This is a genomic window from Curvibacter gracilis ATCC BAA-807 (assembly GCF_000518645.1).
Lineage (GTDB): Bacteria > Pseudomonadota > Gammaproteobacteria > Burkholderiales > Burkholderiaceae_C > Curvibacter > Curvibacter gracilis.
The window spans coordinates 48214-70872 of record NZ_JADZ01000024.1; the positions used below are offsets into that span (position 1 = coordinate 48214).

Annotated in this window: 26 protein-coding genes; 19 read left to right on the forward strand and 7 right to left on the reverse strand. The window is 57.4% G+C overall.

The window, feature by feature from the left end:
• Positions 1-900: 900 nt before the first annotated feature.
• The 3 genes from L880_RS35705 to L880_RS32750 all read left to right on the forward strand — a co-directional run bounded on the left by L880_RS35705 (position 901) and on the right by L880_RS32750 (position 3881).
• Entirely contained in the window at positions 901-1845 is a 945-nt protein-coding gene (locus L880_RS35705; protein WP_157462953.1) for a helix-turn-helix domain-containing protein, read from the forward strand.
• Between the two features lie 453 nt (positions 1846-2298).
• Positions 2299-2595, forward strand: a complete 297-nt coding sequence (locus L880_RS0117790) for a hypothetical protein (protein ID WP_027476818.1) — start codon at positions 2299-2301, stop codon at positions 2593-2595.
• 383 nt (positions 2596-2978) lie between these two features.
• The gene (locus tag L880_RS32750) at positions 2979-3881 is read left to right on the forward strand and encodes a hypothetical protein (RefSeq protein WP_157462954.1); all 903 of its coding nucleotides are present in this window, start codon (positions 2979-2981) and stop codon (positions 3879-3881) included.
• A gap of 108 nt (positions 3882-3989) precedes the next feature.
• On the opposite strand, the gene L880_RS0117800 is transcribed toward L880_RS32750, so the two are convergent.
• The 3 genes from L880_RS0117800 to L880_RS0117810 form a co-directional block, all read right to left on the reverse strand.
• A complete protein-coding gene (locus tag L880_RS0117800; protein WP_084461423.1) occupies positions 3990-4730 on the reverse strand; it encodes a restriction endonuclease in 741 nt (246 codons plus the stop codon).
• Between the two features lie 355 nt (positions 4731-5085).
• Positions 5086-5571, reverse strand: coding sequence for an Aca2/YdiL-like domain-containing protein (locus tag L880_RS0117805; RefSeq protein ID WP_027476820.1), 486 nt, complete (start codon positions 5569-5571; stop codon positions 5086-5088).
• A gap of 280 nt (positions 5572-5851) precedes the next feature.
• Positions 5852-6346, reverse strand: coding sequence for a hypothetical protein (locus tag L880_RS0117810; RefSeq protein ID WP_157462955.1), 495 nt, complete (start codon positions 6344-6346; stop codon positions 5852-5854).
• 122 nt (positions 6347-6468) lie between these two features.
• Between L880_RS0117810 and L880_RS32755 the strand changes: the two genes are divergently transcribed.
• The 14 genes from L880_RS32755 to L880_RS35070 all read left to right on the forward strand — a co-directional run bounded on the left by L880_RS32755 (position 6469) and on the right by L880_RS35070 (position 17026).
• Positions 6469-7056, forward strand: coding sequence for a thermonuclease family protein (locus L880_RS32755; protein WP_051443405.1), 588 nt, complete (start codon positions 6469-6471; stop codon positions 7054-7056).
• Positions 7053-7511: a ProQ/FINO family protein gene (locus L880_RS0117820; protein WP_027476822.1), complete on the forward strand. Its 459-nt coding sequence runs from the start codon at positions 7053-7055 to the stop codon at positions 7509-7511. Before L880_RS32755 ends, L880_RS0117820 begins: the two co-directional genes overlap by 4 nt.
• 6 nt (positions 7512-7517) lie before the next feature.
• Positions 7518-7742 carry a hypothetical protein gene (locus tag L880_RS0117825; protein ID WP_027476823.1) on the forward strand — a complete coding sequence of 75 codons (225 nt, stop codon included), beginning with the start codon at positions 7518-7520 and terminating at the stop codon, positions 7740-7742.
• 239 nt (positions 7743-7981) lie between these two features.
• A complete protein-coding gene (locus L880_RS35710) occupies positions 7982-8122 on the forward strand; it encodes a hypothetical protein (protein ID WP_157462956.1) in 141 nt (46 codons plus the stop codon).
• Between the two features lie 16 nt (positions 8123-8138).
• Positions 8139-9698: an LPD1 domain-containing protein gene (locus tag L880_RS0117835; RefSeq protein WP_027476825.1), complete on the forward strand. Its 1560-nt coding sequence runs from the start codon at positions 8139-8141 to the stop codon at positions 9696-9698.
• Between the two features lie 25 nt (positions 9699-9723).
• Complete coding sequence (locus L880_RS0117840; protein ID WP_027476826.1) at positions 9724-10158, forward strand: hypothetical protein; 435 nt, start codon at positions 9724-9726, stop codon at positions 10156-10158.
• An 18-nt stretch (positions 10159-10176) separates the two neighbouring features.
• Complete coding sequence (locus tag L880_RS32760) at positions 10177-10773, forward strand: hypothetical protein (RefSeq protein WP_157462957.1); 597 nt, start codon at positions 10177-10179, stop codon at positions 10771-10773.
• 274 nt (positions 10774-11047) lie between these two features.
• A complete protein-coding gene (locus L880_RS35715) occupies positions 11048-11701 on the forward strand; it encodes a hypothetical protein (protein ID WP_157462958.1) in 654 nt (217 codons plus the stop codon).
• A gap of 85 nt (positions 11702-11786) precedes the next feature.
• On the forward strand, positions 11787-12953 hold the full coding sequence (locus tag L880_RS0117855; RefSeq protein ID WP_027476828.1) for an IS5 family transposase: 1167 nt from the start codon (positions 11787-11789) through the stop codon (positions 12951-12953).
• Between the two features lie 179 nt (positions 12954-13132).
• A complete protein-coding gene (locus tag L880_RS35720; RefSeq protein WP_157462959.1) occupies positions 13133-13525 on the forward strand; it encodes a hypothetical protein in 393 nt (130 codons plus the stop codon).
• A gap of 316 nt (positions 13526-13841) precedes the next feature.
• On the forward strand, positions 13842-14198 hold the full coding sequence (locus tag L880_RS32765; protein WP_043329839.1) for a DUF6283 family protein: 357 nt from the start codon (positions 13842-13844) through the stop codon (positions 14196-14198).
• Between the two features lie 287 nt (positions 14199-14485).
• Positions 14486-14899, forward strand: a complete 414-nt coding sequence (locus L880_RS0117875; RefSeq protein WP_027476831.1) for a hypothetical protein — start codon at positions 14486-14488, stop codon at positions 14897-14899.
• Between the two features lie 296 nt (positions 14900-15195).
• Entirely contained in the window at positions 15196-16602 is a 1407-nt protein-coding gene (locus tag L880_RS0117885) for a DUF7168 domain-containing protein (RefSeq protein WP_027476833.1), read from the forward strand.
• A gap of 49 nt (positions 16603-16651) precedes the next feature.
• On the forward strand, positions 16652-17026 hold the full coding sequence (locus L880_RS35070) for a hypothetical protein (protein ID WP_084461409.1): 375 nt from the start codon (positions 16652-16654) through the stop codon (positions 17024-17026).
• Between the two features lie 122 nt (positions 17027-17148).
• Here L880_RS35070 and L880_RS0117890 read toward each other — a convergent pair whose 3' ends face one another.
• On the reverse strand, positions 17149-18060 hold the full coding sequence (locus L880_RS0117890; protein ID WP_157462960.1) for a hypothetical protein: 912 nt from the start codon (positions 18058-18060) through the stop codon (positions 17149-17151).
• A gap of 127 nt (positions 18061-18187) precedes the next feature.
• Entirely contained in the window at positions 18188-18925 is a 738-nt protein-coding gene (locus L880_RS32770) for a hypothetical protein (RefSeq protein WP_169737779.1), read from the reverse strand.
• 227 nt (positions 18926-19152) lie between these two features.
• Here L880_RS32770 and L880_RS34465 point away from each other — a divergent pair, with 227 nt between their 5' ends.
• Together L880_RS34465 and L880_RS35725 are read left to right on the forward strand one after the other, a co-directional pair.
• Positions 19153-19977 (forward strand): DUF4344 domain-containing metallopeptidase, encoded by an 825-nt coding sequence (locus L880_RS34465; protein ID WP_084461411.1) that lies wholly within the window; start codon positions 19153-19155, stop codon positions 19975-19977.
• Between the two features lie 270 nt (positions 19978-20247).
• Positions 20248-21303: a hypothetical protein gene (locus tag L880_RS35725; RefSeq protein ID WP_157462962.1), complete on the forward strand. Its 1056-nt coding sequence runs from the start codon at positions 20248-20250 to the stop codon at positions 21301-21303.
• A gap of 166 nt (positions 21304-21469) precedes the next feature.
• Here the strand turns inward: L880_RS35725 and L880_RS0117915 are convergent, their stop codons facing one another.
• Positions 21470-21847, reverse strand: coding sequence for a hypothetical protein (locus tag L880_RS0117915; RefSeq protein ID WP_027476838.1), 378 nt, complete (start codon positions 21845-21847; stop codon positions 21470-21472).
• Positions 21848-22079: 232 nt separating this feature from the next.
• Positions 22080-22622, reverse strand: coding sequence for a hypothetical protein (locus tag L880_RS0117920; protein ID WP_027476839.1), 543 nt, complete (start codon positions 22620-22622; stop codon positions 22080-22082).
• Positions 22623-22659: the final 37 nt, after the last annotated feature.

Here is a 22659-nt window from a genome sequence, read left to right on the forward strand (position 1 = left end):
ACTTGGCGACCATTTCAACCAAGACACTCATACCAAAGATTCAAGCCCTCACAACACACCAAGGAGAGAAATGCACACCCAACTCACTGCAACGCACTGGGAGTTTGCACATGCAAACATTAAACCGGCAATCCAACCTATCAGCGAACAGACAAGAACCACAAGGCCAGAGCCAAGACATCTCAAACCTTCCGCACTGAAGCACAAAAGCCCCGATAACCAACCAAACCAGCTCCTTACTCACACCCCTTCGAGATGTGGAACGCATAGCGAAATCACCGAACTGAACCCGAGATTTGCACATGCAAACACTGGGATGCACCACGAGTTTGTCAACGAAAACAAAAAGGCGCCGACCGCGCTACTCTGCTTTACGGCGACCACGGTGTTTGCATGTGCAAACACCCGCCCGGCAATGCTTACTGTCTTGCAAGGTGTTTGCACATGCAAACACCTTGCAAGACAGCGGCTTGTTGGCCTATTGAATCCACTCTTTGATGTCGAGGTTTCAAAATTTTGCAACCACGTCTACCAAGAAGGTAGGTGGCGCAGCGAGTTAGCAACGCAGGTTCCTCAAGGTGGCTGCAGAGATTCACAGCCTCGCCAGCGTGTCTTTTTCAGTGGCGAAACGATTGATCTTCCTAGGACTACTCGTAGATCCTCTTACGGAGACGGCTCATTGAATCCAATCCAACCAATGAAAGCAATCGATATGAGTTAACAAGCTTGGAAAACAAAAAAGCCCCCAGGTCGCCAAACCTGGGGGCTCTTCAGGATTCTTGAGGAATCCACTCAAAACGACCTAACCGGCGCCAACCGGAAAAACCGCTAGACAACAAGCGAATATTAGGTTTTTGAGTGGTTTTCGTCAAGGCTTTCGTGTCTTTTTCGGAGACTGCGATGGGTTCGCTCACGCCTAAATATTTCCCTGCGCCCATAACGCGCGCCGTGTTTCGCCTGCATGACTCAGATTCGTTCAAAGACCTCCCGGACGGGTTTATTCGGATCGTCATCAGCATCATCAAGAAGATTGACCTTTCTTCGCCACGCAAGTCGATTTTTGCGAATCGAACCACCATTGCGGAAGAATCAGGAAAATCCGTAGAGACGGTCCAAAGAGCCATCAAGTGGCTTGAGGACAAGGGTTTCTTTGAACGCCAGCAAATTGCCAACCCTGGCCAGCGTGGCAGTCGTTCGCCCCTTACGCCTACCGACCTGTTCCTTGAGGCGGTGGAGTTGCATCCGGAAGGCCTCCGTTTTTCGCCTGGGCAGCACCATGCGAACAATGCTGGCGCATCCAGCTCGGCCCGAGCATCAATCAGCCCAGAGGGAACACCTGCAGCTGGCACCCCCTCCCAAGGCCGTTTTGTCCGACATGAAGGCATGACCATCCCAGCCGACCTAGTATGGCTCTGCAGGGAGCATGCATTGCGCCCATCGGCCGTCCTTCAACTCATGGGGCTTGCCTCCAAAGCCGGCAAGCGCCTGTCTACCGTGATCGAGGCAACAAAGCAGTACCTGTTAGCCCTCCATGGACGAGAGCTGTATGCCTACATCAAAGCTCTTCTGTCCAAAGATCGGGATTTTGGTCAGGTCTTGAAAGAAAAGTCGGAAGAGCAGGAAAGCTCTCAAAACAGCGAGTTCTTGAGAGAAAAGGCTCAAATTTTGGAAGGCCGCACTTTTTCCAATGCAGATGGCACCACCAGGTACGCCATTGAAGATGGGCTGCTGGTGGTCCTCAAAGACGGCCGACGCGCTGTGGCCCAACTGACAGAGAAGTTCCTCGACTCGATTCATTGCGGGCGAGTACGGGAGCGGTGGATAACTCGTGCGCAGGCCTCATAACACCTGTCAAAGATGACGCCTCTGTATCCATAGATTTAACAATCTTTCAGAAAACAGTCGTAACCGACTTTTTGTTATCCACAAGCTTGGAAAAATTCATCCCGGAACGTCTTTGCTGTAATTTTTTTGTAATTCACTACATTACAAGCCATTACTACATCCATTACAGGTGGGCACACACTATGTCCAAGCGAGACAGCGTTTTGCAGCGGCTGATGAAATGGCCAAACGTGGCGAGAAGCCAACCGTTGAGAAGATCAGAATGGAACCCGGGGGTAGTTACACGACGTTGACGCCATGCTGCGCGAGTGGAGCGAGCTTCAAGCAGCGAAGAAGCTTCAGACTGCACCACCACCGGAAGATCTTCACCAGGTCATCACGAATGCGCTGAACGATGTCTGGATCCGGACCTGAGCCAGTGCGGACGCACGACTGAATCTTGAGCGGGAGAGCATGACCAAGATGACAGAGCAGGCCAGAAAAAAATCTGAGGAACTGCAGTCGCTCGCTGATCGCCTTGAAGAGACGGTGGAGCGCCAGCAAGGAGTTGTCGAGGACCAAGAGGCTTCGATGACCGACCTGAAGTCCAGCCTGCTGGTAGCCCAGCAAAAGCTAAGCGAGGTAGAGGCTGCACTTACCCGGGCATTGATGTCCGAAGAATCCCTCAAGGAAGCAAACGCCGTATTGAGAACAGAGAACGAGCGCTCAAGCACTCTGCTACAGAAGATGCCGCCAGGCGCGATCCACTAATCGAGCAGGTGGGTGTTCTGAAAGGCCAGGTCGAGGTGTTGACGGCTCAAACGAGCGACTGATGAAAGCAATTCATGGCCGCAAGTCCTGACACATCCCCGAATGAGGCTTGTCACTGGGAGGCGACTAGCGGTACACAAGTCGGTCACTAACTGAGATCGGCCATCCCTGTAATACTTGATATCACTAGCAATACACTGGAATGCCTCTAGAGAGCGACACGTGTTATTTAGGCGTTTGCTGGCATGGATGGAATGCGCCAATCAGGGCACTTTGAGAAATACAATTCATAATTGCGTAAATTCCATAATTATTTTCAATCGAATAACAATTAATTTTTAAGAAATTATGTGGCATGATAATTGCAATTCAAGATACGCATCTTGGAGAAGCAAATAGCCCATTACAAAGTCCCTCCTGAGCAATTGAAGGAGGAACCTGGGTTCAATGAGCGGGACTATTCTGACCCGAGGGTGATCCAGAAGATCGGGGACCTTTCCAATGCCTACGCATCAGGGGCATTCGTGCCGCCGCTGGTCATTCGAATCGATGCCCTGACAGGCGATCTGATCATCGTTGAGGGGCATCAACGCCGACGTGGCGCACTGTTGGCCATCTCGCGTGGCGCAACTCTTCCTTATCTGGTGTGCGTACCCTTCCGGGGCAATGATCGCGACCGGGTGATGGTTCAACTGAGCAGCCAGGATGGTCTGAAGCTCACTGCAGTTGGGGTCGCGCGCAATTACTTGAAGCTGATTCGCATGGGGATGACGGAAGAAGAGATTGCAGCTGAACGCAACAAATCCCCAGTTCATATCCGCGACATGCTGGTGCTGGCCGAGGCGAGCAGTGACGTGCAAAGGATGGTCAACGACGACTCGGTGGGGGCTACGCTGGCCATTGAGGTCATTCGCCAGTATGGAGAGGGTGCCGGGGAGTACCTTCGCGCCAAGCTGGATGAAGCCCAGAAGGCTGGCAAATCCAAAATCACGCCTTCGGCCGTGCGTGAGTGGTTTCCGCCTCGCAAGATCATTGGCGGGATCTACAGCTCGGTGAACAGCGTAGTGAGCACCTTCGATGCGAAGAAGCGCCGCGAACTGGCAGAGCTTGAGAAGCTGGATCCTCGCCAACTCAAAGGCCGCAAGATCGAGGTCGATGCCAGTGTGATTCTGGATCTGTACCGGTCCTGGGCGAGCGCTGATGAAGCACGGCGTTCCAAGGAAGAGGCTGCGACGGTCGCTAAGCAGCGCAAGTCGCAACAATCTATTCCTGGTACCGACGACTGAACAGCTGCGCCAGCTTCAAGGCGCCAGCTTCCTCAACTGCCAAACTCCCAAACGCAGGCCTGGAAATCCAGCCTGCGTTTTTGCTTTCAGGATCGGTTTGATGTGGACTCAGCGAGTCCCACGGCAATCAGGGTACCTGGTGCACCCCCAGAACTCTTGGCCAGCATTTGGACCCTTGCGCGCAGTACGCTTGGCCATGGCGCTCTGGCACAGCGGACACCTAGGGGTGAGCTGGGGTGTCGAACGGTGAAAGGTCTTGCTGAGGCCTGGCTCAGCGTGGTGCTCCTCAGATGGTGGCGTGGAATGCTCCCCAGCAGTTGCTGGATCGGACTGCTCCATCATCTTCAAGAGCTTGGGGCCATCGATCAGGTCAACGTTGCGACCGCGCGCGAAATCCAGTGCGGCCGAGGTGTATGACCCCGATGTCACGACAACGCATCCTGTGGCCCCGTGAGCGGCCATCACACCGAAGATCTGACGCACGACATCGACGCCCACACTGGTTGCCTTCCAGTGCTTGCATTGCACGAAAACCTTCTCCCCATCGCGGCGCAGCACCAGGTCAATGCCTCCATCGGGTCCCTCGCCGCCCAGCTCCTGCACGGCGAAGCCTTTTCGGCGGTAGGCCTCGCCCACGAGCAGCTCGAAGTCCTGCCAGCTGATCGCAGCGAGCCGATCCCGAGTCCGGGTATTGATCAGCAGTTGCTTGCGATGTGCACGTGCCATGTAGGAAATGCCGCCCGCAGCCAGGAAGAGCACGGCGACAGCGTATTGGCCACCCTGAACGAGTGCCCCTAGAAGGAGTTCCTGCAGGCCAGGATGGGGCGATGCCACCTGGGATTGAGCCATGTGTCGCAGCCATCCAAAGCCAACGATCGCGGCTGCGATGGAGAGCCACCAGGGAAGAAGGGCGATGAGGTCAAAGACGCCAAAGACGCCAATGAGAACGCGCCAGCGAGACGGTTTGGATCTACGAGACATAGGTGGGCAGAGGATGACAAGAAGGGGGCAGGGGAGGGGCTGGCGCCTGCGGGGGCGGGGCGGTGCACTTCGAGGATGCTCGGCAAGCTTGAGGTGGGCCTGAGCACATCACCAGCAGCTGTGAATGGATCGAGCTGGCTGGTGCCCGCCTGAACCCTGGCAGGGCGGTGACTGCGGGAGACGCAGAGGCAGATGACGGCCCACCTGGGTGGGGGGCGCCAGCTCACTCACTTTTGAGGTTTTGATTCGTCGGGGCCTTGTCCAGCTGCATGCTGGCCCAGAGCACCCGCTTGTTGCGGTCATCCTGCTGCGATCCCAGCCAAATAGCGTACTGGGGGAGGTTGAAGCGCACCACATAGACGCTCTTGGGGAATTCGACCAGCAGGGTGGAGCAAATGGATTGGTCAGGCCGCCACAGTTGAGGGTTGTGGTCCGCACAGGAGATCCAGTCATCCAGCGAGTCATACCAGGGCATGTGAAGGACGAGATCTGGGTTGTCTCTGAGCAGCTTGCGAGCCTTCTCAAGCATCTCGTTTCGCCAGTCAAGGACATAGCAGAACGCCTGCGCGACGGCCTCTGGCATCTCCTGTGCACCGGACTCCCATTTCAGCCACTGGCTTTCATTGGTCACTCCGATCAAGGAGGCGGCTTCGCGCGTGCCGAAGAACAGCGATTTGCGCAGCGCTTTGAGTTCAATGCCAGGGATCATTTTGAATCCTCCAGTGGTTAGCCCCTATTTCTTTGAATGGCTGCGTTTTCGATTGCCATTCAAAGCAATTCAGGAAGGTGTAAGAACGAAAATTTGGGGCATCAGAAGCGTTCAACACCTCCTCAATTGCACGGCCAATTCACGTGATTCCGAAACCGCAAATTCCAGGCTCAATCTTTGAGCTTGGGTGGCTCAAGCCGACTGCCCGCAGAGCACATCAGCGCAAGGTCGTTGCACGGGGCTGGTCGATTCGATACCGGCCTGCCCCATGCCTTGCGTCTTACTGCGCAGCTGAACTGACCGTGCGGGCCCGGGTCTTCTCGTCCCAGGTGGGGAGCTTGGTCAAATCCAAGAAGAGGAACTCGCCATTTTTCAGGATGAAGACACGGTACTTGTGGCCCACCTCGAACTTGCGAGGCTTGATCGGGCCGATGGCCTTGGTTTGCACTTCTTTACCGTTGTCGTCCAGATGCAGAACGTATGTCTCATCGCCGGGCGAGGAGGCGAGGAAAGATGCGACGTTCATGGCCGCGCCGACCCCCTTCAGTACACCGCCACTGTTGGCAACCAGGCCGGTGCCGACCGCATCGGTGGTGGTGATCTTGGCGTTGGGATCAATGGTGTCTGCCTTGACCAACGTGCCCTCCCAGTGTTCAACAACAAATGGGGAGCCGACATAGACCTGAGAGGCTTCTTCATCGCTCATGTAACGGCGACTGGCGCAGCCAGAAACCAAGGTGGCAGTGGCGATGACGGCGGCAATAAAGATTCGCATGATTTCTCCTGTTGATTTTGCAATTGTATGGCAATTGCATTGTGAATTGCAATTATTTGATTCATAATTGCAATTAATTCAATTCGCCTGTATTTCTGTAATTGCAGTGGAGCCGACAACTTATGAAAACGAAAACAGCTTCATCCATCGCCCCAGCGGCAGGGGCGCTCGCGCTGGTCCTGTCTGTGTTCATGGGGGCGAGCGGTGCTGGCGCGGCCCAGCCCTGGACCATTGAGGGCAAGGTCGTCTATGTCGATGACGGCGATACCCTGATCCTCCTGCAGGCGGACAAGTCCAAGGCGTCGATCCGGCTCAGCGACATCGATGCGCCTGAGGTGTCTCACGGCCAGGGCAGGCCTGGACAGCCCTTCAGCGATCAGTCTCGCAAGTCCCTCACTGAGATGGCGCGTGGCGCCCTGGCGAGCGCAACGTGCTACGAGCGAGATCGCTATGACCGTCTGGTGTGCACGGTGTTCGTCAATGGTCAGGATCTGAACGCCGAGCAGGTGCGCCGAGGCATGGCCTGGGCCAACCACGCCAACGCTCGGTACGTGCGCAACCCCCAGACCTATGTCTACGAGAAGCAGGCCAAGTCTCAGGCCGTGGGTCTCTGGGCAGGCCTGGGCCAGGGGCAAGCACCTATCGCGCCTTGGGAGTGGCGCCAGCAGTGCTGGAAATCAAAGGCCTGCGACGGCGCCCAAACGCAATGAACCATTCAACCACCCTTCACTACCCTAAATCCATCATGGCAGACGCACCCCAAGCACCGTCCCTCGATCAATCCACGCTCCATGCCCCGCCGTTCGACCGAGAAGCGGTCCAGGCCGAGATGGAGGATCGCTGGCCGCATCTGTTCGGCCCAGGCTTGCACGTTCCCCTGAAAGTTGGGATCACCGCGGATCTCCATAAGGAGGCCTGCGCCAATGGTTCTCAGCTCTCCAAACGCAAGATCCGGTTGTTTCTGGAGGGCTACTGCCAGCACCCCGACTACCTGGCCAAGCTGATTGAAGGCGGACGCCGGTTCGACATCAATGGCTTGCCAGCCGCCGAGGAGGTCAAGGGGCGTCACGTCAAGAACGCCACCCGCAGGCTCGCGCTCAAGGAAAAGCGCACAAAAGCCGGGGATGCCGCCACCCCTTTGCAACAACCGACCTCTGGGGAGTGACGCGCGATGGCAACTGACATTGAACGGCACAAGGCACGGGTTGTCTCCGTAGCCGACGACGGCAGCGTGGAAGTGACGCTCGTTGAAAACGGCCTGCAGCTCAGCTGCTTTGTGGACCGGATGATGAAGCGCTGGGGGGTCAGCCTTTCCCCTCAGGACTTGGTGAGCGTGGAGTACCCCGAGGGTGAGCCCTCCCGGGCCCGCATCATGTTCCGCCATTTGCAGCAGTGAGGCGACCCATGAAAACTGCTTGGCCATTGCTGCTCTGTGCGACTGGTCTGACAGCCCTGGGTTATGCCTGGTTGGCTGGGGTGGTTCCTGCCCTGGCGGTCAAGGCCGTCATCTGCGCCAGCATGCTCTCCTTTTGTGCGCACTTCATCGCACGCCAGCGCTCTGCAGCGGGTCGCTCGCGTGTGAGCCGGTGGTACTTGCTGGCGCTGGATTCGGGGGGCGGGTGGCCAGGCGCGTGCTTGGAGCGCTTCCTGCGCATTGCTGGCGCTGGAGAGCACAGCGATGCCCTCCACGATTCATTGCAATTGGCGATCGCTGTGTCGGCCAATGTGCTGGTGGCATTGCTGCTGTGGCAGGTGCCGCGCCTGATCGCGGCTTGAGAGTAGGGGTCAGACCATGGACAAGATCTCCGACACGGGCGACTTCATTCCGGGGGCCCAAAAGCACCTCCGCGCACGGGGTGGTTCGTCTTCGCGTGCGGGTGCCGGCAATGCCAACTCGGCAGAGTCCAGGCTGTCGCAACTCTGGCCCGAGCCCGATTGGTCGCAGCTGGCCCGTGAAAATCGATTTTCACCGGCCACGCTGGGCGCCATGGCCACCGCTTACTGGAGCCTGAGCACGAACCCACACCAGCAAGAGTTCTATGGGGTCAAGTCCCAGGACTGGCCCGCCCTGTACGAGCAGGGCGTCGCAATCGCCCGCCAGGTTGTAGAGGGCGCGCACCGGACTGAACGGCTACCAGAGATGTGGGATCGCGCCATGGGCCTGCTTGGTGCTGACAAGAGATCTTCAATGTCCCAGGTCTTGCCCATCGCCGCTATCGGACGATTTGGTGGGCGCAAGTTGTATCCACCCTTTCGCGCCAGCCCGAAGATGGCGTGGCTGAAGGACTCCATGGTCGAACTGGGCTGGCCTGACAACGGCGCCGTGATGAAGTCCGGTATCGGCGTCATTGCGAGCAAGCGCTCCTCAAAGCCCGATGACCTCGACTGGATGGTGATCTGCACCCAGCCCCGCCCGGAGGTGGTCGGTGGCCACGAGAAGCTAACCCGTGCGGAGGCGTTGATCAGGGCGCAGGAGGCCATTGCGGCCTTCATGGAGCAAGATGCCAACGCCAAGGAAACGCGTCGCAAGGTCACCCGTCGAGCTGCTGTGGATCTGGGTGGGCGCATTGGGCCCGACTACCTGCAGGGGCGAGACATCTCCCCAGAAGAGCTGATCAACACATTCCGGCTGCGGGGTGTTCAGTTCGGTGAGTCGCTGTCCGAGCCGGAAAAGCAGCGCTGGCTCAATGAGGCGTTTGGCGCCCTGCATGACCTGGCGAGGGTTCTTGGCTTCAAGCCGTCATGGATCGGGCTTGGTGGCGGGGATGAGCCCCGGCTGGCGCTGGCCATCGGCGCTAGGGGCAAGAGCAACCACGCTGCGCACTTCGAACCCACCCTGCGGGTGATCAACCTGACACGGGAAAGTGGGGCCGGGTCGCTGGCGCATGAATGGGCTCATGCCTACGACTGCCACCTTGCGTGCCGCACCTTCGCCGATTCCTTCAAATGGGGCGCGGGCGCCACGGCGTTTTTCTCGGAGGTCGAATTCCTGGCCGAGGTGGGCCTGACCTCTCGAAAGGATGCGCTGACGGCAGCGATCGCGCTGTGCCATGCGCTCTTTTCTATGGAGCAGAACACCTATCGGGATCAGGCCGTTGCCATTGAGCGCTTGAAGGGGGCGCGAAAGCGCTACTGGACCAAGGGCGTTGAGCTTTGGGCGCGCAGCTTCGAATCCTATGTCGAGGACCGCCTATGGCAGGCCGGGGAAATCAGCCCCTGGCTTGTGCATGGGACGCTGCCCAGCGCTCAAGCGGAGCCGTCCCTCTCGCCCTATCCCCTGGGCGCCCAGCGTGACCAGTTCAACGAACTGTGGACTCACATGATTGCGCAACTTTGCAACCCCTCTGCCTGAATGCCACCAAGAAGGAGCTAAGACCATGAACACCTCTCACATTCAAGAACACGATGCGCCCCAGGTGGAGCGTGGGCAGATCTGGCGCCATCGCGTCACGCACAAGCGGTACCGGGTCCTGGCGGCGCGCGACGGCTCGGCCCTCTTGATGGCCTTGGACTTGGCAGGGGGGCCCAGCCAATGGCGTCCGGTGCGCTCGATGCTGGCGCCCAAGGGTGACTGGGCGCTGATGCCGGGGCCTCATGCGGCCCTGCGCCAGCACTTGGCCCGCTCAGACATCGCTCGGCCCAGCATCGTGCGCACCAGCAACGTTTTCTACCTTCAGCCTCGCAAGGCACGGGCTGAGGCCGTCGAACGGGCCCAACGGACAGAAAGTACAGAACTCCCCGAACGGCTCGCATGCTCATTCGAGGTCTTGGCTTCGACTGCCCCGGGTGCTGCTGACAGATTCCTTGATTGACTGACCTTGGAGAACCGCTTGAACTCACCGGATCGCGCCCTGCACATGGATCTCCAAACCCTCCAGCACGAGGAGGACCACGATTCCCGGATCCAGCAAATCGCTCGCTTCCAATCCCTGCAGGCGGGCCAATACTGGCGAGCCCAAGAGGCCGTGCCCCACGAGGGCATCGAGGCTCAGGCCGTGCTCTTGATCGAGTCGATTCGCTATGTTGACGATGCCGCACACACGATCGTTTTGCGGTCCCACCCGAGTTGCTACGGGCGCTCCCGCAGCGTCAAGTGGGTGGATGAAGAGGGGGCCCAGAAAAGCACCTGGCACAACTTCAAAGAGCACCGGTTTTTGCTCAACGACTTCCTGTCGCGGTTCTCCTTTGAGCCTGATGCGGATGCCGTGCGTGCGACTGAGATCCAGCAGATCCAGGCCAACATCGCTCGCCTGCAGAGCGAGTTGATCGAAACCCAGGCTGATCCTCAGGCGCTCAGGTTGCTTGTCCAAAAGGAGATTCACGCCGAAGCCGGTGAAGGCCATGAGGGTGAAGGCCAGGAGGGTGCTGGGGAGCCCCAGGATCGCACATTGCCAGTGATCGGGGCCGATTCGATGGATGCTCGATGAGCAGCTCGTACGAAACGTCGGTTCACGCAGCAGCTGCGCGGGAGTACCGAGAGGCGCTCACGCTGAAGGAGTTTGGGCCGGAGGCCCGACTCGTGAATGCCTGAGATCTGCCCGATTCACCACAGCCCACTGAGGGGGTGGAGCGGTGGTATGTGGTTCAATATAAATCCGTTTGCGAAAGCAAAATCTAGAAGCCTCAGTAAGGTTGCAGCTGGGAAATGCATATTCCACGGCTGAGGTTTTTTTTGGATATCTGTGGATATTTGACTGTGAGATGACTATGCAATTTCCGGGCGCACTTTCTTCGCTTGCTGAACAAGCAATCTTGACTGCTCGAAACGATCAATCAATCGTAAGCAGCGCAAAAGATGGTGAAGTCAGTCATGTGGCTAAGGTGGTTTTGCATCTTCCTGATGCCCTCGTCAATCTTTGGAAGCCCCATTTGAGTAGTGGAATTTTGACCGTTCAAGGTTTGTTCTGCCACAAAACGCCAAAAGCTGAGCATATTTCAGCCTTCACAAATAAGAATGAAAAACCGGAGTTTGGTGATTTGTTGTTGATAACTAACCTGCAAATCGGAGGCGCAAGTGATCGTCGTGCAATGTTATTGCAGGCGAAAATGGGAAATCAGAATGGTAGCCCCGGTGATTTTGATCTTGACTCGGGTGGGGATGCGGTTCAAAGGGCAATGTATGCGCATTGGCCAACTGTCGGTTTGACCGGGCTGGGCAAACTCCCACTGCCAACATTCAACCTCGCGCCAAATCAGCCCGGGACTTGCATGGCTTCTCGATATGCTTGCATCGACCCATCACCATCTATTGGTAGGTCCGGTTGGTGGATTGAAGATGCACAACCTAAACAAGTGCCGCCGTACTCCGGAAGTTTTCAGGCGAGCATACCCCTTAGTGTGTATCTAACAGGCTGAAGAAATACCTCCCACGCATCCAGCCCAGCAGCCCAACCCCCGGTAAGCTCAGCGCAGCCTCCCACATCACTTGACCCTGACCCCCATGCGCGGCGCCGACACCTTCACCGAGAGCCTGTTTTCTGTCCGCAAGCTCGACGACTTCGTGCCAGCCTCGCACCCCCTGCGCCCCATCCGCAAGATGGTCAACACCGCCTTGGCCAAGATGGATGCCTTGTTCTCACGCATGTACGAAGCAGACATCAAGGGAGGGCGCCCCAGCATCGCCCCCGAGAAGCTGCTGCGCGCCATGCTGCTGCAAGTGCTGTACAGCGTGCGCTCGGAACGCCAGTTGATGGAGCAGGTGCAGTACAACCTCTTGTTTCGCTGGTTCATCGGCCTGTCCATGGACGACGAGGTCTGGGTACCCAGCGTATTCACCAAGAACCGCGAGCGGCTGATCGAGCACGACGCGGTGATCGAATTCTTCAACGAAGTGCTCAAGATCGCCGACAAAAAGCACTGGCTCTCGGGCGAGCACTTCAGCGTGGACGGCACGCTCATCCAGGCCTGGGCGGGTCACAAGAGCTTTATGCGCAAAGGCGACGATGACGCGGGTGGTGATGGCAATGGTGACGGCGCCGATGATGGCCCTGATGCAGATGCCAAAGCCCACAGCGATGGCGGCAACTTCAAGGGCCAGCGGCGCAGCAACGACACCCATGAATCCACCACGGACGGCGATGCCCGGCTGTACTGCAAAGGCAAAACCGCCAGCGAGCTGCGCTACATGGGACACACCCTGAGCGACAACCGCCACGGCCTGGTGGCCAATGCCGTGGTCACGCTGGCCGATGGCTACGCAGAGCGCGAAGCGGCCAAGGCCATGGTCAATGACGCCCGACAGGCGCAGGCCGATCCCACGCGAACCATCACGCTGGGGGCGGACAAAGGCTATGACGCACGGGAATTCATTGAGGCCTGCCAGGCCATGAACGTCATCCCCCACGTGGCCCAGAACAAGTCAGGCAGAAGCTCAGCCGTGCCCGAAGCCGTAGCGCAAAGTGAAGGCTACGCGGTATCGCAACGAAAGAGAAAGCTCATCGAGCAAGGCTTTGGCTGGGCCAAGACGGTGGGCGGCATGAGGCAGGTGATGGTGCGAGGAATCAAACGCGTGGACCAGATGTTCGTGCTGACGATGGCGGGCTACAACCTGGTGCGCATGCGCACGCTGGAGCAAATGGGACAGGTGCGTCTGCAGGGGGCGCATTGAGAGCAAATGGGGACAAAAGCGGCCTCTGAAGTGCAATGAAACGCCCAATTGGGCACGCTAATCCCGGAATGTGAAAAAAGCGCGCCAGCCTGCGACTGTGGGGCAGGTCGGGATTGGAGTCTGGGGAGTATTTCTTCAGCCTGCTAATCAAAATGTTATCTGGTGGAGTTGGCGCCTCTTTGAATTCTGAACCAGAGTGGAGAAAAGCGGTTGCTCATCTGCTTGATGTTGCTAGTCTAAGAGATGCTGCATCAAAAAGGCCGCCTGACGTATTGGCTGCTTCGGGGGTGAGTAAGATGCCGCATACGTCAAAGGCAATGAATTTCATTGCTAATGAAAGAGGGTTTTCCTATTCCGGCCTGTATGAAGATGACGTTTCGCGATTATTTCATTTGGGGATGCGTTCGCGGTTTTTCAGCGGAATTTATGATTTTATCTTTCATAAGCTATTTGATGATTATTTTCATCATCATGGGCCTGGGGTTCGGATCGAGGTTGAAGAGGATGATCCTGGTTTTGGCGTTCTATTCGTTAGTGTTATTAATCCGGAATGGCGCGACGAACTGTTATAATGTTTTTTAGTCTTGTGATTTCATTTGTCTGATTGTTGCGGTCTGCTTTAATGTTGGGTTGGAATTGCTCATGAGGTATGTTATTTATCTGACGGTCCTAGCTTTGGCATCCATCTTTGTTTGGAATGCTTTTGTGGAGCCCAGCCAAGCGGTGAAGGACGTAAACCTGGCTTGCTTGGAGAAAACAAAGAATTCAGTCGGGGACAAACAGGCAGAGGCACAGGCCGACAAGGCATGTCGAAGTGCAAATGAGGCCCGAAGCAAATTTCCATGAAATGGCAATTCTGAATTCTGATTCGAAACAGGAAGGTCACTGATGCCCATCACCAAGCGCCCTTGTTCCAACTGCCCGTTTCGCTCTGATGGTGCCGGCGTCGAGTTGCGCGAGGGCCGACTCTTGAACATCGTCACAGAACTTCTGTCAGATGACACTCAGACATTCGTGTGTCACAAGACATTGGATTCGGAACGCATGACCTGTGCTGGCGCCGTGGGCGTCATGAGCAAGGCAGGGCGCCTGCCGGTGATCGCTCGGCTGGGCCTGGTGTATGGCGTCATAACCCAGAACGACATTGAGGCTTCCGCAGCCATGGTGTTTGACCCCCAGGCATTGGGGATTGGATTGGAGAGCCTTGATGAGTCAAAGGAGGCCCGCCATGGATCAGCATCCTGAACAAGTTCAAGTGAGCCAGGACGGACAAACGGTGTGGGTCCACAGCGCCGATGGAAGCACCGTGGGGCGCTTTTCAAGGCGGTTCGGCCTAGACGTGCATCGGACCGTGACGGAGCAGCTGCAGGGCGCATCCCAATGCTTGCACTGCACCCATGAGCCACCCACCCACGCTGACTGGGTGCTCTTCTGTCGCCTCATGCGTGAGCATTTCGGAATTCAGGTGGACGTGGGCTTGCTGACCATGGCGCCAGCTTGACCCTCGCACGGCTTGTAATGGGAGAACAGAGATGGTGAGTGCAGCCCTACAGCACAAGATCGCCCAGCAAAGGGCTGCAGCCCCTTTGGAGTTGCCCAAGGCGCGCCTGTGTGCTCGCGTGGTGCTGGCCACCCTGGCAGAGGATCCTGGGTCCTCGGGCGGAGCGGATCTGGTTGTAGCCCTGGCCGCGTTGAAAGCGGGTCTCGGCCAAAGGTGGTCTGCGGTGACCGCGATTCAGTACATGTCCGGGCGCCAGGCGGAATTCGCCGCTGAATGCGGTTTGCCGCAGGAGCGTGCGGGGCTTCTTTGGGCTCATCTCGTGGCCAAGGCCTTGGCTGATGGCGCGCAGCCCCTTGGGGGTCTCACCAGCGCTCACGTGAACGCCTTGCAGGAACAGGCGCAGATGCTGGCGCAGGGGCTGTTTTCAGAGGAGAAGGCGCAATGAGTTGTGTGTACGAGGAAATGGCTGACCTCATGGTCGCCTCGATGTCCGGGGCTGCTACCGGGATGAGCCGCAACGAGTTTGTCGCATTGTTCAAGACCCGGTTTCCTGACGAGGCTGACTTCCGGGCTTTCTTGGCCCAGATGCGCGCTCACACCGCACAGCTCCTCGGTGCAATGGCTACGGCTGGCGCCGCAAACGACCAGGGCCAGGCGCCAGCTTGTTCCCCGGCCAACCGTTCGCAGTGATGGCCGATCGCCGTAGACATACCTTCGCCCCCACCGCTTGAAAGTCCACCCTTGAGCAGCTCCGAACTCGACCCGAAAATTCTGGCCAAGATCAAAAAGTGCTTGGCCCTGGCCACCTCTGACAACCCCAACGAGGCCGCCACCGCCATGCGTCAGGCCCACGCGCTCATGAGCAAGCACGGGTTGACTGCAGAGGCGATCACGCAGGCAGACATTGGCGAGGCCCAGACGGCCAGCCGAACGATGGCGCGCAACAAGCCCTCCAAGTGGGAAGCGGCGCTGGCTGGATTGGTCGCAAACGCCTTCGGCTGCAGGATGCTGATCGCGAGCATGGTGCCCAAGGAGGATGCCGAGCTGCCCAAGCGCAGCCAGGGCGTTTTCAATGTCGGCAAGTACATCTTTGTCGGCCTCAAGAACCAGGTCGAAATCGCCGCGTACACGGCACAAGTCCTGACCCGCAAGTGCCAGAAGGCACGGGCCGCTTGGATCAAGGAAAAGTGCTCGGGCCTCCAGAAAAAGCCTGGGGGACGCAAGCAGGCCACCGCCCTCGGCGATGAGTTCGCCATGGGATGGGTTTGGCAGATCTCTCAGCTGGTTCAGGACTTTGCCCACCAGCCTGAGATCGAGCGTGCGATTGACCGATACATCGAAGCAAAGAGTGCCGGTGAGGCTGACGAGTCCACCGTGCGTTCCTCAAAGGCGCGCAAAAGCAGAGCCCTGTCGAGCGCGCTGTTTGCCGGGATCAAGGCAGCTCAGGGGGAGCAACTGCACCGCCCAGTGCATGCCCCGGTGTCCCAGGCCTTGTTGGAGTTCTTACCGTTGAGCAATGAAGTTGAATCCGCAGCGGCAGCGCATGCGCGCCTGGTCGAGCAGCGATGGGATGGGCTTGAGAGTCGTGTCAGCTCGAAGCTGGCGCAGATAGCGGGCCTGGATCGAGGGCGCGAAGCTCAGCTGCTTGGCCAAGCCGCCAACGCCAAGACGGCCACCCAGCGCGTGCATTGGCTGCGCAAGGGTGCGCAGGCCATCACAGATGCCGTCGCCCCGTTGGCGGCCTGCCGTAAGGGCTGTAGCCACTGCTGCAGCATCTCCGTGGTCATTTCGCGGGCCGAGGCTTCGGTGATCGCCAAGGAAACCGGCCGAAAGCTCAATGCAGCAGCTGGCTTTGCGATGGATTTCGAGGGGGATGAGATCGACCGCGCCCGCGAGGAGATGACCCAGAAATACCGAGGCGAGCCGTGCGTGTTCCTGGAGTCAGGGCAGTGCCAGATCTATGAGCATCGCCCTTTGGCCTGTCGCCTCTTGTTGAACCTGGATGAAGACGATTTGCTGTGCCACCTGGTGCCCAACGAAGAGGCGCCGCGTGTGCCTTACCTCAACACCCGGGCGCATGAGGTGAGGGCGTTGCTTGCCTTTGGAAACCAGCAATATGACGACATCAGGGCTTGGTTTTCAGAATGATTGGCTTCGATAAGAAGCAGTTGGTTAATGATATTAGGGAGCATGCTCTATGCTGGAAGTTATTGAGGGGAATGTTAAATCGTACAAGGCGATTAAACGAAATCATGTGCAATTTGAGCTTCGTAATGTCAATAGGATTATTGAGTTATCGATCTCAGAGCCTTGGGTTATAAACAGAGGTGATGATGTTGCCGTAGTTGGCGAGTTGGATGATGAAACCGGCAAGTTTATTGGCTATGCTTATAGAAACCGGACCAAGAATGTTTTTGGTCGGGCCAATGGTTCGATTGTCATTGGTTATCTTTTTGTGATTGCATCTTTGTTATTCTTTTGGGCAATATTCCCATTATTCTTGCACCTCCGTATTGGATTGGCCTTGATCTCCACTTCGAAGAAATTCGATGAGGCAGCTGGGATGATTTGATAATAACGTCCGCACCCTTGAGATGGTGATTTTTGGCTCACGCCTTACAAGGCTGCGCGGGCAGCTAAGACTACTGAATATGATCTCTGCCTGCTGCGGAAAATACTGAGTCTATTTGAAAATCAACTGCAGCGACCTGGTGTGATACCGATCAGATTGAGCGTGCCATTCACGTTGCGGGGATGCATGACGACTGTCGCGCAGATCGCGGCACCCGTCTTGCCCCGCAAGTCATACAACTGGCCGCGCGAGGCCTGACTGTCAAGACTGATGTTCACGTAGACCCGTTCGCGCTCGGTTTCACAGTAGCCGTCGTACCGCAGTTGATCGCAGAGGCCATCGGTTCCCAGGTCCAGGGCATTGATCATGGTGGAGACCCGATAGGGTTTGAACGGCTCCATGCCAACGGCAGTCATTCTTTTCAGCTCCCCAAGGCTGACGACCGTGCCACTTGTTGACCGGGGAGATTCTTCCTTCGGTGGAGACCCTATTACCTGCTGTTCTGGCTGGGGCTCAATGTTGTTTGCGGCATATGCCTCATTGCACGAAGGATAGAGAGTGGCACTCGCTTGAGATCCATCCTTGTACTTTGCTGCGACAAGCAAGGTACCGTCGCTGTTTGTTTTCGTGACGGCCTGTCCTTGCGTGCTTTTCTCCAGCATGCGCGATACCTCGGCGACTGAGATGGCCTTGCAGTTTCCGCGCTCTGTCATGGCGAACCATTCAGCTTGTTGGCTGGCGCTCGACTTGTCGTCAGCACAGCGCATCCAATGCTGGTCAGCGCCAATGGCGTCTTTAGGCCCCCAGCACCAGCCACGTGCCGCAACCTCATTGAACTTCGCGTCGCGCTTGTCGCAGGCCTCAGTGGTTTTGGCGGAGTCACCAGAGCCGCCCCTGCACTGGTCGTTCAGCTTGTCCACCTCGGCAAGCAGCGTTTCAATGGGCACTTGTTCTGCCTTAGCCCTGTCGTCGGTAGTTGAACGATCCGTGCAAGCGACCAGCAGGACGGCCAAACTCAGAACTGCGAGTTTCAATTTGTGCTCTCCCTTAATGCCTTCATTTTTGAAATTTAGTATAGGGTAGGCCCAATTTCGATCGGGTCTTGTGGCGGGTTTGCGTCGGATGGACTGGCGGATCTGATCGGAATGTCCAACTTCACGGTCAAGGCGATTTCGGCCTGACTTCTGACCAGTTACCCACTTTGGGAGCACTGAACCCCATCGAACCCAGTTTCGTGAGGGTGGCCACGATGTTCGGCACTGAGTACGCCTGCAGATCCTCATCGGGATGACCGCACGAGGGTGGTAGCGCCTCATCCCATCCGTCGAACACCGGCCACGGCGCCAGCTTCTGGGAGCCGTCAAAGTGCTGGACACGAACCCAGTGCTGGCCTTGAGGGTCCGTCAAAACCGCCACAGAGGTGTTTCTGGGGTGCTGCCATGCCCAAGGGCGATTGGAGGCCGCCAGGGGCCTTTCTGCGGGCTGGCTGGGCTGCTCTCTGCTCTGGGATAGCTTCTCCATGCGCTCAAGGAAAGTCATTTTGGGCTGGCCCTGATGCTGGGCAGCTGCGCGAGCGCGCAGCGCCTGCAGCTTGGCAGCGGCTTCGGCCCTTGCCCGCTCCGCCTCGACCTTGAAGCGCTCGATCAGCTCGGCGGTGTTGTCGATCAGCAGCTGGCGCTCTTCGTCGGAGAGGGGGCGCCCAGATCCAGAGGCGCCAGCATGCAGCGGCTGGCCCAGAGCCTTTGCAGATCCGTATCGCTTCGCAAAGCAGCTCGATCCCAGCGCCAGCAATTGACCTCCTTCGTCCACCACGTGAATGGCAGCGTAAACACTGTGCTGGCATCCAGGCTGCTGACAGAGCACCCGGTTGGTTTGCGGAACGGCCACGATGGCCAGCAACCTGGCGTGCACGGGAGCCGACGTAGTTGGGTTCGGAATTTGATCTGTCATCAGAGGTGATTGTGTGGTGATGGATCCGCTCTTGTCACGCTGTGGGCGCTGAAAACCACCAGGGTATGGGTTTCGAAAAAGTCGTACCTATTGGCCGCGCACGAAACCCACTGGCCGCCCCTTCCTCGGCCCAGGCCTGAGCGCTTAGACTTCCCCCATATTGAGGGAGAGGGTGGATGGGAAAATGGAAGGCGATTATCGGGAGCGTCCTGGTGCTTTGCGCGTATGCGGGCCCAGCCATGGCGCAGGCCCGCGCCACACCGTTCTATGGGGATGCCGGAGAGCCTGCACAGCAACCCATTCTGGAGGTCATCAAGGGCACGCAACTGGCTGAGCGAATGGCTGCGGTGGTCAACACCTCGCTCACCTTGCGATCGGACCTGCACGTCGGCTTTCGGTCCTGCAAGGTGGCCAATGCTTTCTTCAACCCTCAGGCGCGCGAGATCACGATCTGCCTGGAGTTCATCCAGCTGGTGGCCAAGACTGCAGCCGAGGACAACTACTACCTCATGAAGCTGCCACGCGAGGAGTTTTCGCGCTACGTCGATGGTGCCGTGTGGAGCGTCTTTCTCCACGAGCTGGGCCACGCCGTCATTGCGATCAACCAGGTGCCCGTGACGGGACGTGAAGAGGATGTGGCCGACCAGTTCGCAGTGTGGTTTGCCGTTCGCTTCGTGACAGACGCTCAGAAGAGGGTGGTCGAACCCGGTGTGTGGTTCTGGAACCGGCTGGCGCAGACCCGAGATCCCAGTACCTTCAGCACGGAGGAGCGCAAACGCTTCATGGCCAACGAGCACAGCCTGGACGAGCAGCGTGTCTACAACCAGGCCTGCTGGGCATATGGCACCGGCACCGAGGCGGGGTATCGCGTTGCCCAACGCGCAGGCCTGCCCCGGGAGCGCATGCAGCGATGCGATCAGGAGTGGAGCAAGCTCAACACAGCCATGACGGCCAACTTTCGGCCGCAGTTCCGAGTGCTCCCTCTCAGTGGGCGATGGTGACAGCATCGAAAAGCATTGAGCTGGCGCTGGGATGAGGCACCTAGCATTGATGCCCCGTCACTGTTTCAGCGCCCCTTACCTGCTGGTGGGTGATTGCCACGGCCACCACCCGAGGGGTGCCCAGGAACTTGGCTGGGACCATTCGGCACGGGGCCACGGGATGCGTTCAGTTCGAAATTAGTCATGTCATTTCCATTGAAGTTAATTTGAAATCGTCCCGGGGGACAGGCGATATCCTCCCCGGCCAGGTGACCCCTTTGGTACCGCAACATGGAAAACTTAGCGCGCCAGCATCACTCGCAAACGACATCCTCCGCCGTGCAACAGTCAGGCTCGTTCATATCGCCCTTTGAGCCGGTTGCTGTTCAGCGAGAACTTGGTACCTATGGCAAGTTTCTGGATCTGACACCGGGCCTTTTCAGTCCACCACATCCCGAGTTCATGGTCAGACTCGTCACAGATGCTGTAAGTCATCAGGCCTATTTGAGAGATGCTTTGGGTGGACAGTTCAAGAACTTTGAAAATCATGTAAGAGGCAAACATAAAGCCAGCGAGGTAACTCTAAAGTCGATTGGGAATATGTCCGGATTGGATGTTGACCTTCTCAGAGGCCTTGGAGGTACCGCTCCTGATGGCCCTTTGCTTGTCAATCTTTTAAATTTATTCCAGGCAATTGAGGCGCTTCCAGCATCCTTGGCAATTGGCATGCACCGCACTGAAATTCGGTGCAGATGTTGTGGTCATAACATCGTAGATGATGTGGCACATTGGTGGTCAAAGAACGGAGCGGGCATACGCCCATCTGAATCTATTTTCGCCGAGCGACTTTTGAAGGCGTTGGTGGCGGTTTCTAGCATGTGTTATTTGCCAATATTCACGTCACTATCGGGTGTGGATCATGTGGCTGAGCTTTTTGAAATTGCAGATCCCAAGCGACACGCAATTGGTAACTGGCTATCGATGATCCAGAAGTCAGCCTCCGCAAAGACTCTTGTTGAATTGCATAAATTCATTTTTCGTGCGGCGTCCCCTTCTGATCCTGTTATTGCCTACAGTAGGCTCAAAAAATGGGCGTCAGGTCAGGATGTGATGCCCTTTGAGGCGGCAGAAAGAGTTGCTAAAGCTGGTCGATCAGGTGACGGATGGCGACTTCAACTGGTCAAGGCCAGATCGGTTGCTGCGATTGTTGATTTTGTCCAAGCTTCACTGCCAGATTCCGGTGATGATCTTCAGAGGCTTGCGCGGCAGATTGTTTTTGATCGAATCAAGAAAATTGACTTGAATTTCAGAACTATTGTCAGACAGCATTACCTCAATAGGAAGTGATGGTGTCTCCCGAATTCCTGGGCATATGCACCTTCCATTCAGAGTAAATTTACGACGTGCATCGGCGCGTTGGCTCGGAATGCGACTCTGAAAATTTAATCTGATGGATCGAAAAAAAGAAAACCCCCGGCCATTGCTGGCGCGGGGGGCATGGGTGTGATCAGGCTTAGACCTGATGCACCGCTTGAAGGTCGATGCCTTCAGGCGGATGAGTTCGCAAGCTCTGGGCAACCTGGGGGCTGCTCAGGGCTGCATGGTGCAGCGCCAGCGAGGCGTGCTTGATGAGCTGCTCGTGCTCGGCCTTGGTGCCCTCGGGGAGAGTACCCAATGCTGCCAGAGCGCGGATCAGCAGCTCCCCGGCCTCGGCGACCTTATCGGTGCAGCTCTTGAGACCGTGCATCTCTGCGTAGCGCAGGATCCACTCCCGCTTTTTGGGAGCGGACTCGGTGTAGAAGCCGCGCCCGTAGTGCAGGCCGACCCACTCCGCGACATCATCGAGGTCGATGGAGTATTGGGCTGCGAGGGCCTTGGTTTGAGAAGTCATTTTTACTCTCCTGAAAATGGAGATGGGTCCACCCCGATGGTGGTTCCCATCGGGTGGATGATGATGTTGAGGTTGGCGATCAGGTCAGGTGATCTTGGTCTTCGGTAACCAATGCATTGATGTCGTCGCCGACGATGCACTAGCCGTCCGAGGCCTGTAGATCCCAGACCACAAACGCGCCAGCATGCCCAGGCCTTACGGCCGGATCACGAGACGCCACCAGGAGGCCTGCCTACGCCAACTGAGGCTGCATTTTCTGCTGGGCCTCAAATGGTGTTGGCAGGCAAACAGCCTGGTGACTTGGCAAGACGAAGGGGGAGTACGCCTGCCGGCGTTCATCCTCGCTCGCATAGGTGCGCACGACGGGCACAAACGTGTCCTCGGCCTTGACGGGGTCGCCGTAGCGCCACCACACGATGTAGGAAAGCCCGTTGAGCGTTCCCCACTCGCCAGGCTTCCAGCCAGAGGAGGCATCGAACTCGACCAGGTTGTCCAGGCGGGAGCCGATCGACACCCCTGTGAGTTCGTCCAAGGTGAAGTCGCCCATGATGTCGAGCGTCTCATCCAGTTCCGGCTCGAACGGGGCATCCAGAACGGTGCAGGCCGACTCAGTGCTCGGGGCATGCGATGCCCAGAGGAAGTAGGTCGAAGAACCGCTTCGGTGCTCGTGAGTGACGGCGTAGGGTTTGAGGCGATCGAGGGCTTCGGCTTGTTGCAGCAAGGCCAGGGCCTCGATGCGCAGTTTCAAAGCCTGGAGGGCGTTGGTGTGGTTCATGGTGAATTCCTTTGGGTAAAAGGAAGGCACCAGCCCC